This window comes from Micromonospora sp. A3M-1-15 (genome assembly GCF_024213425.1).
Taxonomy (GTDB): domain Bacteria; phylum Actinomycetota; class Actinomycetes; order Mycobacteriales; family Micromonosporaceae; genus Micromonospora; species Micromonospora chersina.
The window spans coordinates 672,780-687,374 of the sequence record NZ_JANAVK010000002.1; the positions used below are offsets into that span (position 1 = coordinate 672,780).

The following is a 14,595-nucleotide window of genomic DNA, read 5'->3' on the forward strand; positions in this document are numbered from 1 at the left end:
CGTTCGTTCAGGTCAGGAGTGCCGGAGCCGGTGAAAGGTGTGCGCTGATGAGCTCTCGTATCCGGGTCGTCGTCGCGAAGCCCGGCCTGGACGGCCACGACCGGGGCGCGAAGGTCGTCGCCCGTGCCCTGCGTGACGCGGGCATGGAGGTCATCTACACCGGCCTGCACCAGACCCCGGAGCAGATCGTGGAGACCGCGATCCAGGAGGACGCCGACGCGGTGGGCCTCTCGGTGCTCTCCGGCGCGCACATGACGCTCTTCAAGCGGGTCCTCGAACTGCTCGCCGAGCGCGACGCGGCCGACATCGTGGTCTTCGGCGGCGGCATCATCCCGGACGCCGACATCCCGGAGCTCCAGCGGCTCGGCGTCGCCAAGATCTTCACCCCGGGCGCCACCACCCAGTCGATCGTGGAGTGGGTCCGGGAGAACGTCGCCCAGCCGGTCGCCTGACCCCCGCGCCGCCCCAAGTGTTGATCAAGAAGTTCGCGTCAGGAACGGGTCCGGACCCGACGCAAACCTCTTGATCGACTCTGCACGTCGGCGTGGAGGTGGGCGGGTCGCCGGGTTTTGGACAGGGGGAGGGGCCGGACGCACCCCTCACACGCCCGGCCCCTCTATGCACGATGCCCCGCCGCCACCCCTCGACCGACAGGGCATCGGCCGCTCCCGTCGTCGCGCCTGACCAGCGCTCCGACATCAGACTCAACGACGCCCCCAACAGGGGGTTACGCCCGTTCCACAACATCCCCCGGACGGCTGACGGCCGCCGTTCCGGACACCTCGGACGGGCCGCTCTCCGCCGGACCTCGCGGTGTGGGCCCGGGTCGTATCGTGTGCCTGCCCGGACCGCGTCCCGCGGTCGACGACCCCCGCCGGGAGCCCGCCGTGACCCAGCCGCCGTACCCGCAGCCCGACCCCGCCGGCGGCCGGCCCGCGCCGCCCCCACCGCCCGCCGGGTGGCCGGCGCCGCAGCAGCCCGGCCAGGGTTGGCCCGCGTCGCAGCAGCCCGGTCAGCCCGGCCAGGGTTGGCCCGCGCCGCAGCAGCCCGGCCAAGGCTGGCCCGCGCCGCAGCAGCCGGCTCCGGGTGGCTGGGGCGCTCCGCACCAGCAGCCCGCACCGGGCTGGCCCGTTCCGCACCAGCAGCACGGCGCTCCCCACCAGCAGCCCGCGCCCGGCTGGCCGGCCGCGCCGCAGGCGTACCCCTTCGGGGTCGGGCCGGCGCAGCCGCCGCCGACGGCGAAGCGGATCCCGGAGGACCTGCCGTTCGTGGTCCGGCCGAGCCTGGGCAAGCGGGCGCTGACCCTCGGGCTGGTGACCCTGGTGGTCGGGCTGGTGATCGCCTGCCCGATCGGCCTGGCCGCGTCGTCCGAGGGCGGCGGCGCCGGGCTGCTCTTCATCGTCCCGGTGGTGCTGCTCTTCTTCGCGGTGCCGGTCGGCCTCCAGCTCTGGCTGGTCTCATCGGGCGGTCCGGTGCTCGCGCTCGGGCCGGCCGGGCTGTGGATCAAGACGCGGCCGACCCGGGGGCAGGCGATCTGGCTGCCGTGGGAGGCGATCGACCGGATCTACCTGCGGCGGTGGGCGCTGGAGAAGATGCTCTGCGTCAAGCCGCGCGACCCGCGGGCCGGCAGCGGGCTGGGCGCGTTCACCGCGCTCGACTCCGGGATGCAGCAGGCGTTCTTCGGCACCGGCTTGACCGCCACGGTCAACCACGCCGACCGCGGCGAGGACGAGATCATGCGAGCCGTGGTCGGATACGCGGCCGGTCGCTGCCGGGTGGGCTGAGCCCGGCGGGGCACAGACGGCTGTGCATTACCGCACACCGTGCACCCGCTCGGTTGCCGCCGGTTCCCATCTCGTTAGGCTGCGGCAAATGACCTGTCTCATCTGATGACAGGCGTCAAACTGATTTTCCAACGCTGGTGGCGGCGCGACGGCGCGCCGCGGAGACGGGACGGGACGCGCAATCGTGGACCTGTACGAGTACCAGGGGCGGGACCTGTTCGAGCGGCACGGCTTGCCCGTGCTCGCCGGCGGCGTCGCCACTACCCCGGAGGAGGCCCGCGCGATCGCCGAGCGCCTCGGCGGCCGGGTGGTCGTCAAGGCGCAGGTGAAGGTCGGCGGCCGCGGCAAGGCCGGCGGCGTGAAGCTGGCCGAGGGCGCGGAGGAGACGGTGGCCCGTGCCACCGACATCCTCGGCATGGACATCAAGGGTCACACGGTCCACAAGGTCATGATCACCGTGACCGCGGACGTGGCCGAGGAGTACTACTTCTCGTACCTGCTCGACCGGGCGAACCGCACCTTCCTCTGCATCGCCAGCGTCGCCGGCGGCATGGACATCGAGCAGGTCGCCGCCGAGACCCCCGAGAAGGTCGTCAAGGCCCCGATCGACGCGAACACCGGCGTGGACGAGGCCAAGGCGCGCGAGATCGTGGGCGCGGCCGGCTTCCCGGCCGAGGTCGCCGACCAGGTGGTCGAGGTCGCGGTCAAGCTGTGGCAGGCGTTCGTCGCCGAGGACGCCACGCTGGTCGAGGTGAACCCGCTGGCCACGACCAAGGACGGCAAGCTGCTGCTGCTGGACGCCAAGGTCACCCTCGACGAGAACGCCGCGTTCCGGCACCCGGACCACGAGGCCCTGGTCGACCAGGCGTCGGTGGACCCGCTGGAGCAGGCCGCCAAGGAGAAGGACCTCAACTACGTCAAGCTCGACGGCGAGGTCGGCATCATCGGCAACGGCGCGGGCCTGGTCATGTCCACGCTCGACGTGGTCGCGTACGCCGGTGAGCGGCACGGCGGCGTCAAGCCGGCCAACTTCCTCGACATCGGCGGCGGCGCGAGCGCCGAGGTCATGGCGAACGGCCTGGAGATCGTGCTCTCCGACCCGTCGGTGAAGAGCGTCTTCGTCAACGTCTTCGGCGGCATCACCGCCTGCGACGCGGTCGCCAACGGCATCGTGCAGGCGCTGGCGCTGCTCGAGCAGCGCGGCGAGAAGGCCACCAAGCCGCTCGTCGTCCGCCTCGACGGCAACAACGCCGAGGCCGGTCGGGCGATCCTCGACGGCGCGAACAACCCGCTGATCCAGCGGGTCGACACCATGGACGGCGCGGCCGAGCGGGCCGCCGAGCTGGCAGCTGCGGGGGTCTGACAATGGCTATCTGGCTGACCAAGGACTCCAAGGTCATCGTGCAGGGGATGACCGGTTCCGAGGGTTCCAAGCACACCCGGCGGATGCTCGCCGCCGGCACCAACGTCGTCGGCGGCGTCAACCCGCGCAAGGCGGGCCAGAAGGTCGACTTCGACGGCACCGAACTGCCGGTGTTCGCGTCCGTGGCGGACGCCATGAAGGAGACCGGGGCTGACGTCACGGTCATCTTCGTGCCGCCGCAGTTCACCAAGGCCGCGGCGGTCGAGGCGATCGACGCCGGCATCGACCTGGCCGTGGTGATCACCGAGGGCGTGCCGGTGCACGACACCGCCGCGCTCTGGGCGTACAACGTCGCCAAGGGCGAGCGGACCCGGATCATCGGCCCGAACTGCCCGGGCATCGCCTCGCCGGGCGCCTCCAACGCCGGCATCATCCCGGCCGACATCACCGGCTCCGGCCGGATCGGCCTGGTCAGCAAGAGCGGCACGCTGACCTACCAGATGATGTACGAGCTGCGCGACATCGGCTTCTCCACCTGCGTCGGCATCGGCGGTGACCCGATCATCGGCACCACCCACATCGACGCGCTGGCCGCGTTCGAGGCGGACCCGGAGACCGACGCGATCGTCATGATCGGTGAGATCGGTGGCGACGCCGAGGAGCGGGCGGCCGAGTTCATCAAGGCCAACGTCACCAAGCCGGTGGTCGGCTACATCGCCGGCTTCACCGCCCCGCCCGGCAAGACCATGGGCCACGCCGGCGCGATCATCTCCGGCTCGGCGGGCACCGCCGACGCCAAGAAGGCGGCGCTGGAGGCGGTCGGCGTGAAGGTCGGCAAGACCCCGACCGAGACCGCCAAGCTGATGCGGGAGATCATGTCCGGCCGCTGAGCGGTCCCGTGACGTGCCGAGGGGGTCGACCGTGTCCGGTCGGCCCCCTCGCGCTTCCTACCGGTACCAGTAGGGGGAGTAGTAGTTCCCCCGGGACCGGATGATGGCGCTGGCGATGAGGTTGATGACGCCGAACGCGATGGCCAGCCAGCCGAGCAGCTGGGACTTGCCGAAGCGCTTCGCGTCCCGGATCGACAGGTAGCCGAAGACGATGCCCAGGATGCCGCAGCAGAGCAGGCCGGTGACGATCCCCAGGATGCCCCAGAGCGTGGTCCGGTCCCGGCCGGCGGCCGGTGGCGGCGGGGGCGGCGGATACGGAGCGTTCACGGCTTCCTCCGAGCGGTCGGTGCCGCGACAGGAAAGGTCGCGTCCTGGGCCGAGGCTAAACCGGATCGGGGCCCCCGAGCCGGTGGATCAGGGAACTCGCCGCGGTCCCGCGGCGGTATCGGACTGCCGTCGCCCGCGCGGCATGCCAGAGTAGAGCCGATGTCACGCGTCACCCCTGACCAGCCCCGCCGCCCCGCCGCCGAAGTCGCCGCCGGAGCCCGGCCGACCGGCCGTGGGCCGGCGCCGCGGGTGCCCGCGCCCCGGTCCGGGGAGTCGCCGCGCGGCCGGGCCCCGCTGCCCGTCGCCGCCGGGGTGGCGGCCCTCTGGGCCGCCGTGACGTCCTGGCTGCCGGTCACCCTGGTGCTCGGCCTGGCCCAGCTCAGCGAGGACGCCGGCTCGCTGACCGGCGCGCTCCGCGCCGGACTGGTCGGCTGGCTGCTCGGCCACGGCGTGCCGCTGGAGACCTCCGCCGGGCCGCTCGGCCTGGCGCCGCTCGCCCTGACCGCCCTGGCCGTCTGGCGGCTCACCCGCGCCGGGGTGCACGTCAGCCGGGCCATCGGCGCCCGGGGCGGCCGCTCTCCCCGGCAGGCGCTCACCGTCGCGGTCGGGGTCGGCATCGGGTACGCGTTGCTCGGTGCCCTCGCCGCGATCGTGGTCGGTGCGGGTGGGCTGCGCGTGTCCCCGGTCCGGGCCGGGCTGACCTTCGCGGTCCTCGGCGGGCTCGCCGCCCTGGTCGGCGCGCTGCGGACCACAGGCGTCTGGGTGCTGCTGGCCCGCCGCACCCCGGCGGCGCTGCGCGACGGGGTGCGCACCGGGCTGGTCGCCGGCCTGCTGCTGCTCGGCGCGGGCGCCGGGGCCGCCGGGCTGGCCGTGGCGACCGGGGGCGGCGACGCCGCCGACATGATCGGGGCGTACCGGACGGGGGTGGCCGGTCAGGCGGGCATCACCCTGGTCAGCCTCGCGTACGCGCCGAACGCCACCGTCTGGTCGGCCAGTTACCTGCTCGGGCCCGGGTTCGCCGTCGGCACCGACACGGCCGTGCGGACCAGCGAGGTCTCCGTGGGCGCGCTGCCGGCCGTACCGTTGCTGGCCGGCCTGCCGCGTGGCCCGGTGGACGGGCTGGGCGCCGGGCTGCTCGCGGTGCCGGTGCTGGCCGCCATGGCGGCCGGCTGGCTGCTGGCCCGCCGGCTGCTGCGGGTCGCGGCCGAGGAGCGCGCGCCGGTCGGGTGGTCGGCGCTGCTGGTCCCGGCGGCGCTCGCCGGCCCGGTCGCCGGTGTCCTGCTCGGCCTGGCCGCGGTGGCCTCCGGCGGTCCGCTGGGCGCCGGCCGGCTGGCCGAGATCGGCCCGTCGCCCTGGCCCGTGGCGGGCGTGTCCACCCTGGTGGTCGCGGTCGGCGCCGTCCTCGGCGCCGCCGCCGGCCGCACCCTGAGCGGCGCTCCCACCGCGCCCCGCCCCACGGCCCCGCCGCCGCGCCGCGCGGAGAGCTGACCGGCGCCGGAGACGGCGGAGGGGGCGGCCGGCGGTGCCGGACGCCCCCTCGTAAAGCCGGTTCAGGAACCGAAGTTGTTCAGGTTGATCGCGGCGCCGGCGATGGCGTTGATGATGCCGATGACCACACCGATGCCGCCGCAGATGAGGGCCGCCTTGGCCTGGCCGGCGTTGTTCGCCTCGCCCGCCTGGACCTTCTTCTGGCCCATGACACCGAGCACGATGCCGGCGATGCCGGCCGGGATGCCGATCAGCGGGCAGCAGAGGCCGAGCACGATCGAGGCGATACCGGCGATCATGCCGATCAGGCCGAGCGTGTTGTTCTGGCCGCCGCCGGTCGGGTAACCGGTGGCCGGGTACTGGGGCGCGGCGCCGTACGGCTGCTGCTGCGCGTACGGGTCCTGGCCGTAGGGCTGGCCCGAGGTCGGCTGGCCGTAGGGCTGGCCCGAGGTCGGCTGGCCGTACTGCGGGGCCTGCGGCGGCTGGGCGTACGGGTCCTGGCCGTACGGCTGGCCCGAGGTGGGCTGCTGGCCGTACTGGGGCGCCTGCGGGGGCTGGGCGTACGGGTCGTACTGCGGGGAGGTCGGATCCTGGTTCGGCTGCTGGCCGTGCGGGTCCTGACCGGGGTAACCGGGCTGCATTGCGGAGCGCTCCTCAAACTGGGGGTCGACGGTCCATGGTCGGTTGTCTGCCGCTCATCATTCCGCCCGGACACCGGGACGCCCGCGGCACACGGGCCCGGGACCAAGGTCACGATGCCGACGCCGGGCCGGGCGTGAGCACGGCACCGGGCGACGGCAGCGTATCGTGCCGACGCCACGAGGGAGATCACCCGAGGCGTGGCCGCCCGAGCGTCGGACACGCCAGCAGGCCCGATAGGGTTGCCGCGTGACCGAGCCCGCGTCCGTCGCCCGCCTCGTCGTCCTCGTCTCCGGCTCCGGCAGCAACCTCCAGGCCCTGCTGGACGCCGCCACCGACCCCGCGTACGGGGCCCGGGTGGTGGCCGTGGGCGCCGACCGCGACGGGATCGCCGGCCTGGACCGGGCCGCCGCGGCCGGCGTGCCGGCCTTCGTGGAGCGACTGAAGGACCACCCGACCCGCGAGGACTGGGACAGGGCGCTCACCGCCCGGGTCGCCGAGCACCGGCCGGACCTGGTGATCAGCGCCGGCTTCCTCAAGCTCGTCGGCCCGCACTTCCTGGCCGCGTTCGGCGACCGCTACCTGAACACGCACAACACCCTGCTGCCGGCGTTCCCCGGCATCCACGGTCCCCGGGACGCGCTGGCGTACGGCGTGAAGGTCACCGGGGCCACCCTGTTCTTCGTCGACGCCGGGATGGACACCGGCCCGATCGTCGCCCAGGTCGCCGTGCCGGTGCTGGACGACGACGACGAGGAGACGCTCACCGAGCGCATCAAGTCCGCCGAGCGGCGCCAGCTCGTCGAGCAGGTCGGTCGGCTGGTCCGTGAAGGTTGGACGATCACCGGCAGAAAGGTCACCGTTCCGTGAGCAGCACTGAGGACATCCGCCGCCCGATCCGGCGGGCGCTGGTCAGCGTCTACGACAAGACCGGCCTGGTCGAGTTGGCCCGGGCCCTGCACGACGCCGGGGTGGAGATCGTCTCGACGGGCAGCACCGCGTCGACGATCTCCGGCGCGGGCGTGCCGGTGACCCCGGTCGAGCAGGTGACCGGTTTCCCGGAGATCCTCGACGGCCGGGTCAAGACCCTGCACCCGAAGATCCACGGTGGACTCCTCGCCGACCTGCGCAAGGACGCGCACGCCGCCCAGCTCGACGAGCACGGCATCGCGGGCATCGACCTGCTGGTCTCCAACCTCTACCCGTTCCAGGCGACGGTCGCCTCCGGCGCGAGCCAGGACGAGTGCGTCGAGCAGATCGACATCGGCGGTCCGGCCATGGTCCGCGCCGCGGCCAAGAACCACGCCTCGGTGGCCGTGGTGACCGACCCGGCGGCGTACCCGGCGCTGCGGGCCGCGCTCGCCGACGGCGGCTTCACCCTGGCCCAGCGGCGGGCGCTCGCGGCCCGCGCGTTCGCCGACATCGCGGACTACGACGTGGCCGTCGCCGAGTGGTTCGCCCGCGAGCTGGCGCCGGCCGGCGACGGCTGGCCCGCGTTCGCCGGGCTGGCGCTGCGCCGGCAGGCGGTGCTGCGCTACGGCGAGAACCCGCACCAGGCGGCCGCCCTCTACGCCGACCCGGCCAGCCCGGCCGGCCTGGCCCAGGCGGAGCAGCTGCACGGCAAGGAGATGTCCTACAACAACTACGTCGACGCCGACGCCGCCTGGCGGGCCGCGAACGACTTCCCCGAGCAGCCGGCGGTGGCGATCATCAAGCACGCCAACCCGTGCGGCATCGCCGTCGGGGCGGACGTGGCCGAGGCGCACCGCCGGGCGCACGCCTGCGACCCGGTGTCCGCGTACGGCGGGGTGATCGCGGTGAACCGGCCGGTGTCGGTCGAGCTGGCCCGGCAGGTCGCGGAGATCTTCACCGAGGTGCTGGTGGCGCCGGGCTTCGACGAGGGCGCCCTGGAGGTCCTCCGGGGGAAGAAGAACATCCGCCTGCTGCGGGCCCCCGCGTTCGACCCGCTGCCGGCCGAGTGGCGGCAGGTCACCGGCGGGGTGCTGGTGCAGCTGCGGGACCGGATCGACGCCGCCGGCGACGACCCGGCGAACTGGACGCTGGCCACCGGCGAGGCGGCCGACGAGGCCACCCTGCGCGACCTGGCGTTCGCGTGGCGGGCGGTCCGCGCGGTGAAGAGCAACGCGATCCTGCTGGCCCGGGAGGGCGCCACCGTCGGCGTCGGGATGGGCCAGGTCAACCGGGTCGACTCGGCGCAGCTCGCGGTGAGCCGGGCCGGCGCCGAGCGCGCCCGCGGCTCGGTCTGCGCCTCGGACGCGTTCTTCCCGTTCGCCGACGGCCCGAAGATCCTCATCGAGGCCGGCGTCCGGGCGATCGTCCAGCCGGGCGGCTCGATCCGCGACGAGGAGACCATCGCCGCCTGCAAGGAGGCCGGGGTGACCATGTACCTCACCGGCACCCGGCACTTCTTCCACTGATCTTCGACCCGGGACGGGGGCGCGGCCGACCGGCCGCGCCCCTGTTTCATGTGATGCCCGTCCCGGTTCCGAGGATGTCACGAGTGGACGGCTGACCAGCCGAAAGGACGAGGGTCGACCGTTGCCGGGTTGTGAAAGTTGTTGCTAGCGTTGTCCCGCAGCAAGCGATCGACCCCTCCCGTTCCCTGCTCGATTCGCTCCCGCCCCGCGGCCGTCACGCCGCCCGCTCGAGCGGCCTCCCGCCTCGGACAGGTTTGCCCATGCGCGCACTCGACCGGTTGAGCACCGTCGTCGTCGCGTTGGCGTTCGTCCTGGCCGGCCTGGGCGCGCCCGCCTGCGCGGAGAGCCACCAGCCCGGCGCGGTGGTCACCGCCGCGCACCTGTCGATCCACCGGGTCGACCACGCCGTCCTTCCACCGGACGGACGGGCCGTCGACACACCGGTCACCCCGCCGGACCGTCCCGCCCTCTCCGGCGACCCCCGGGCCGCCGGCGCGCCCCGCACGCCCGGCCACGCCCCGTCGGAGCTGTGGACGGAGTCCTCCGGCGGGCCCTGCGGCGACCACCGCGCCGGCGTCACCGCCGGTGACGGACCGGACGACGTCCTCCCGGCCGCGCCCCCGCGGGTCGTCGGCACGACCGAGCGCGTGGCCGTCGCGATCCACCGCCGCCAGCCGGCCCTCCCGATGCCGCCGCGCGGCACCCTGGCCACCCGCGGCCCACCGGCTTCCGCCTGACCCTGCCCGCGTCGCCGCCGGACGTGACCCGAGATCCGTCCGGGTTGTTCCGCCGCGCAGGGTCCCGCTCGGACGGTCCGTCCGTCCACCGGTAGGCGCGCTCGCGCGCCGTCCGTCCATGGTCTTCCGTCCCGGGCCGCCGGCCCGGTACCCCCTCGAATCCGGGAGGATTCACATGTCCACACTCCGCTGGCGCAAGCCGGCGACAATCGCGGGCGCGCTGGTGCTGACCGCCGCGCTCGGTGGCGTCGTCGCCACCAACCACGAGGTACAGGAGAAGCTCGGCCTGGCCGACGAGCCCGGCGCCAACATGCCCTGGCACCCCAGGGAGTTCATGGAGATGGCGGCCGGCGAGGAGTCGGAGGAGGCCGGTGAGGAGGCCTTCGAGGCCCGCACCATCGCCGAGCAGTTCGCCCAGGCCCGCTACGCGCCGGGCATCGTCGCGCCTGGTGCGTACGCCAACGCGTTGAGCCAGCTCAACGCGCTGCCGGCGACCAAGGGCACCTGGCGCGAGGTCACGAAGATCAAGTACGACGGCGACGACCCGCGCTACCGCGACTACGCGTCCAACTCCTCGGGCGGCGCCGGCCTGGTCACCGGCCGGATGACGGGCCTCGCCGCGGACAACAACGGGTTCGTGTACGCGGCCGGCGCCGACGGTGGCGTGTGGCGTTCCTCGATCGGCGGCGGGAGCTGGACGCCGATCGCGGACGCGTTGCCCACCCTGTCCAGCGGCGACGTCGTGCTCGCCGCGGACGGCTCGCTCTGGTACGCGACCGGTGAGGGGAACACGGGCGCCACGTCGTTCGTGGGCGCCGGCGTCTACCGGCTGGCCGACCCGCGGACCGGCGCCTTCAAGGCCACTGACCGGGTCGGCGGGTCCGAGTTGGAGAGCACGGTCATCAACAAGCTGCGCTTCTTCGACGGCAAGGTCTGGGCCGCCACCAACCGGGGCCTGTTCTCGCACGCGATGAGCAGCGGGTCCGGGGCCTGGAAGCTGGAGTTCGCGCCGAACCCGAGCTACCTGCCGGGCGGCGCCAACGCCGGTGACGCGAACGCGGCGTACAAGAACATCGTCAACGACGTGGCGGGCGACCCCCGCAACGCGAAGCACGTGGTGGTGGCCTCGGCGTGGCGCTCGGGCGACACGTACAACGGCTTCTACGAGACCGCCGACTACACCGCCGGTGGCTGGGCCAAGGTCAACCCGACCGGTTCCATTCCGGCGGACGACATCGGGTACGTGACCTTCGCCTTCTCCGCCGACGGCGGCAAGCTCTACGCGATCAACCAGTCGCCGAAGCTGCTCAACAAGCCCGCCGGCAACGTGAACAGCTACCTGGACGGCATCTACGTCTCGAACAACGGCAACCCCGCCGGCCCGTGGAGCAAGATCGCCGACTCGGCGAAGCTGGGGAACTCCGGCTCCGCGCTCAAGCAGACGGTGATCGGCAAGGGCTACGGCCCGGGCATCCAGGCCTGGTACAACCAGTTCCTCACGGTGGACCCGGCCGACCCGAACCACGTCTGGGCCGGCCTGGAGGAGGTCTACGAGTCGTACGACGCGGGCGCCAACTGGAAGACCGTGGGCCCGTACTGGAACTTCGGCTTCGCCTGCTGGAACATCTACGACGCGCAGAACAAGTGCAGCAAGACCACCCACTCCGACCAGCACTCGGTGGCGGTCGGCAACGGGTTCGTCTACGTCGGCAACGACGGTGGTGTCTACCGCCGGCCGGTCAACGGCAAGACCGACAAGGCCGGGCACGCCACCGACTGGCAGAGCCTCAACGACGGCACCATCGACGCGCTCCAGTACTACTCGGTGGCGTTGGGCCGGGACCCGGCGAAGGCCGGCACCATCGTCTCCGGCGGTCTCCAGGACAACGGCACCTCCATCCTGCGCCCCGGCGACACTGTGATGGGCTCGCACTTCGGCGGTGACGGCGGCGACTCCCAGGCCGACCCGGCGAACGGCTGCCGGCAGGTCCAGGAGTACACCAACCTGGCCATGCGGGTGACCGAGAACTGCAACGCCAACCCCGGCCCGGGCACCGCGGAGACCTCCACCTCGCGGGACATCCAGCCGTACACCTCGTCGCCGGGCGACGAGCCGGCCCGGTTCATCGCGCCCTTCGCGCCGGACGACCACGACGCGAACGTCTGGGTCGCCGGTGGCCAGCACGTCTGGGTCAACACCAAGGGCTACTCGATCTCCGACGGCAAGGGCTGGACCAACGTGTTCAACCTGGGCGCCGGCCACACCGCCACCTCGGTGGCGGTCTCCGGCGGGACGGCGTACGTCGGCTGGTGCGGCCCGTGCAACAACGCCGGGTTCGCCCGGGGCCTCGCCGTCGGCAAGGTCACCGACCCGTCGAGCTGGCACCAGGTCACCCTGCCGGGTGACTTCCCCAACCGGTTCCTCCAGGGCGTCGGGATCGACCCGGCGAACCCGTCGCACGCCTTCGTCGCGGTGAACGGCTTCTCCCGCCGGTTCACCGAGGGTCCGGGCGCCGGCTACGGCCACGTCTTCGAGACCACCGACGCGGGCGTGACCTGGAAGGACGTCTCGGCGAACCTGCCGGACGTGCCGGCCAGCTCGATCAAGGAGCTGTCCACCGGCGCGCTGGTGCTCGCCACCGACCTGGCCACGTTCTACCGCGCGCCCGGCGCCACCGACTGGCAGCGGCTCGGCGCCGGCCTGCCGCTGACCGTCGGCATGGACGTCGAGTACAACGCGGCCGACAACTCGATCTACGTCGCGACCCATGGCCGCGGCATCTGGGCGTTCGGTCTCGCCCAGCTCTGACCGGCCACCTGTGCGGAGGCCCCGTCCCCCCTTCCTCCGGGGGACGGGGCCTCCGTCGTGCCGGCTCAGGCGCCGGGGCGCACCTCGGCGAAGTGGCAGGCCGAGGGGTGCGGGTCCGCCGCGCGGAGCACCGTGTGCGGCTCCTGGGTGGCGCAGACCTCCTGCGCCTTCCAGCAGCGGGTGCGGAACCGGCAGCCCGAGGGCGGGTCGGCCGGGCTGGGCACGTCGCCGGTCAGCCGGATGATGGTGCGGTCCTCGCGGGCGTCCGGGTCCGGCACCGGCACCGCGGAGAGCAGCGCCTGGGTGTACGGGTGGGTGGCCCGCTCGTAGATCTCCTCCTCGGTGCCGATCTCCACGATCTTGCCGAGGTACATGACGGCGACCCGGTCCGAGATGTGCCGGACCACCGACAGGTCGTGCGCGATGAAGATGTACGACAGCCCGAACTCGTCCTGGAGCTGCTCCAACAGGTTGATCACCTGCGCCTGGATGGAGACGTCCAGGGCGGAGACCGGCTCGTCGCAGACGATGACCTCGGGGCGCAGGGCCAGCGCCCGGGCGATGCCGATGCGCTGCCGCTGGCCGCCGGAGAACTGGTGCGGGTAGCGGTTGACGTGCTCGGGGTTGAGCCCGACCACGTCCAGCAGCTCCTGCACCCGCTGCCGCTTGCTGCCCTTCGGCGCCGCGTCCGAGTGGATCTCGAACGGCTCGCCGATGATGTCGCCGACCGTCATCCGCGGGTTCAGCGAGGTGTACGGGTCCTGCATCACCATCTGCATGTTGCGGCGCAGCCGGCGCAGCTCCGACCCGGACGCCTTGAACAGGTCCCGGCCCTCCAGGGTGGCCCGGCCGGAGGTCGGCGTCTCCAGCCGCATGAGCAGCCGGGCCAGGGTCGACTTGCCGCAGCCGGACTCGCCGACCACGCCGAGCGTCTCGCCGCGGCGCAGCTCGAAACTGACCCCGTCGACCGCCTTCACGGCGCCGATCTGCTTCTGGAACAGCACGCCCCGGCTGATCGGGAAGTGCTTGACCAGGTTGTCGACCGAGAGGATCGTCTCGCCGCGCACCTTGGTCGGGCTAGCGGGCGCTGTCATCACGGACCTCCTGCGCGAAGTGGCACGCGCTGGTCCGGCCGTCGCCGAGGACCAGGTCGTGCGGCACCACGTCCACGCAGACCTGCTGCACGTACGGGCACCGGGGGTGGAACGGGCAGCCGGAGGGGATCCGCATGAGGTTCGGCGGCAACCCCTTGATCGTCGACAGCGCCTGGCCGCGGACGTCCAGGCGCGGGATCGACTCCAGCAGCCCCTTGGTGTACGGGTGGGCCGGCGCCCGGTACAGCGAGCGCACGTCGGCGTGCTCGACGATCCGGCCGGCGTACATGACGGCGATCCGGTCCGCGACGCCGGCGACCACGCCGAGGTCGTGGGTGATCAGGATCATCGCCATGTTCAGGTCGCGGCGCAGGTCGGCCAGCAGGTCCATGATCTGGGCCTGCACGGTGACGTCGAGCGCCGTGGTGGGCTCGTCGGCGATCAGCACCTTCGGGTCCAGGGCGAGCGCCATGGCGATCATGACGCGCTGCCGCATGCCGCCGGAGAACTGGTGCGGGTAGTCGCCGAGCCGTTTCGCCGCGGCCGGGATCTTCACCAGGTCCATCAGCTCGACGGCCCGCCGGCGGGCGTCGGCGCGGGACATCCCCTCCCGCTGGCGCAGCGTCTCGCCGATCTGCCAGCCCACCGGGAAGACCGGGTTCAGCGCGGAGAGCGCGTCCTGGAAGATCATGGCGATCTCCTTGCCGCGCACCTGCCGGCGCTGCTCCTCGGACTGGGTCAGCAGGTCCCGACCCTGGTAGAGGATCTGGCCGGAGCGGACGTGCGCCGGAGGCGTGTCCAGGATGCCCATGATCGCCTGGGCGGTGACCGACTTGCCGGAGCCGGACTCGCCCAGCACGGCCAGGGTCTCGCCCGCGTCGAGGTGGTACGTCACCCCGTTGATGACCTTGGCCACGCCCTCGTGGGTGCGGAACTCGATGTGCAGGTCCCGTACCTCGAGCAGGTGGCCGCCGGGCGGGGTGGGGGAGGCCGGCGTGGGCCGGACCGCGGACTGGGTCACGAGGA

General features: G+C 73.1%; 13 protein-coding genes. 9 read left to right on the forward strand and 4 right to left on the reverse strand.

What is annotated here, in order from left to right; translation table 11 throughout:
• The first annotated feature begins 47 nt into the window (after positions 1-47).
• The 4 genes from NLX85_RS12920 (at position 48) to sucD (ending at position 4,037) form a co-directional block, all read left to right on the forward strand.
• On the forward strand, positions 48-452 hold the full coding sequence (locus NLX85_RS12920; RefSeq protein ID WP_091318208.1) for a cobalamin B12-binding domain-containing protein: 405 nt from the start codon (positions 48-50) through the stop codon (positions 450-452).
• A gap of 435 nt (positions 453-887) precedes the next feature.
• Positions 888-1,784, forward strand: a complete 897-nt coding sequence (locus NLX85_RS12925; RefSeq protein ID WP_254334778.1) for a hypothetical protein — start codon at positions 888-890, stop codon at positions 1,782-1,784.
• Between the two features lie 184 nt (positions 1,785-1,968).
• Entirely contained in the window at positions 1,969-3,147 is a 1,179-nt protein-coding gene (sucC, locus tag NLX85_RS12930) for an ADP-forming succinate--CoA ligase subunit beta (protein WP_254334780.1), read from the forward strand.
• 2 nt (positions 3,148-3,149) lie between these two features.
• A complete protein-coding gene (gene sucD / locus NLX85_RS12935) occupies positions 3,150-4,037 on the forward strand; it encodes a succinate--CoA ligase subunit alpha (RefSeq protein WP_254334782.1) in 888 nt (295 codons plus the stop codon).
• Positions 4,038-4,094: 57 nt separating this feature from the next.
• Here the strand turns inward: sucD and NLX85_RS12940 are convergent, their stop codons facing one another.
• Positions 4,095-4,364, reverse strand: coding sequence for a DUF4190 domain-containing protein (locus tag NLX85_RS12940; RefSeq protein WP_254334783.1), 270 nt, complete (start codon positions 4,362-4,364; stop codon positions 4,095-4,097).
• A gap of 159 nt (positions 4,365-4,523) precedes the next feature.
• On the opposite strand from NLX85_RS12940, the gene NLX85_RS12945 reads away from it, so the two are divergent.
• On the forward strand, positions 4,524-5,852 hold the full coding sequence (locus tag NLX85_RS12945) for a DUF6350 family protein (protein WP_254334785.1): 1,329 nt from the start codon (positions 4,524-4,526) through the stop codon (positions 5,850-5,852).
• A 62-nt stretch (positions 5,853-5,914) separates the two neighbouring features.
• On the opposite strand, the gene NLX85_RS33275 is transcribed toward NLX85_RS12945, so the two are convergent.
• Complete coding sequence (locus NLX85_RS33275) at positions 5,915-6,493, reverse strand: DUF4190 domain-containing protein (RefSeq protein ID WP_305885038.1); 579 nt, start codon at positions 6,491-6,493, stop codon at positions 5,915-5,917.
• A gap of 247 nt (positions 6,494-6,740) precedes the next feature.
• Here NLX85_RS33275 and purN point away from each other — a divergent pair, with 247 nt between their 5' ends.
• The 4 genes from purN (at position 6,741) to NLX85_RS12975 (ending at position 12,475) form a co-directional block, all read left to right on the forward strand.
• Complete coding sequence (gene purN, locus NLX85_RS12960; RefSeq protein WP_254334787.1) at positions 6,741-7,361, forward strand: phosphoribosylglycinamide formyltransferase; 621 nt, start codon at positions 6,741-6,743, stop codon at positions 7,359-7,361.
• Positions 7,358-8,929 carry a bifunctional phosphoribosylaminoimidazolecarboxamide formyltransferase/IMP cyclohydrolase gene (purH, locus tag NLX85_RS12965; RefSeq protein ID WP_254334789.1) on the forward strand — a complete coding sequence of 524 codons (1,572 nt, stop codon included), beginning with the start codon at positions 7,358-7,360 and terminating at the stop codon, positions 8,927-8,929. Before purN ends, purH begins: the two co-directional genes overlap by 4 nt.
• Positions 8,930-9,189: 260 nt before the next feature.
• Complete coding sequence (locus tag NLX85_RS12970) at positions 9,190-9,666, forward strand: hypothetical protein (RefSeq protein ID WP_254334791.1); 477 nt, start codon at positions 9,190-9,192, stop codon at positions 9,664-9,666.
• A gap of 175 nt (positions 9,667-9,841) precedes the next feature.
• Entirely contained in the window at positions 9,842-12,475 is a 2,634-nt protein-coding gene (locus tag NLX85_RS12975) for a glycosyl hydrolase (RefSeq protein WP_254334793.1), read from the forward strand.
• Positions 12,476-12,540: 65 nt separating this feature from the next.
• Here the strand turns inward: NLX85_RS12975 and NLX85_RS12980 are convergent, their stop codons facing one another.
• Entirely contained in the window at positions 12,541-13,569 is a 1,029-nt protein-coding gene (locus NLX85_RS12980) for an ABC transporter ATP-binding protein (RefSeq protein WP_254334800.1), read from the reverse strand.
• On the reverse strand, positions 13,553-14,590 hold the full coding sequence (locus NLX85_RS12985) for an ABC transporter ATP-binding protein (RefSeq protein ID WP_254334803.1): 1,038 nt from the start codon (positions 14,588-14,590) through the stop codon (positions 13,553-13,555). The genes NLX85_RS12980 and NLX85_RS12985 overlap by 17 nt, the downstream gene beginning before the upstream one ends.
• Positions 14,591-14,595: the final 5 nt, after the last annotated feature.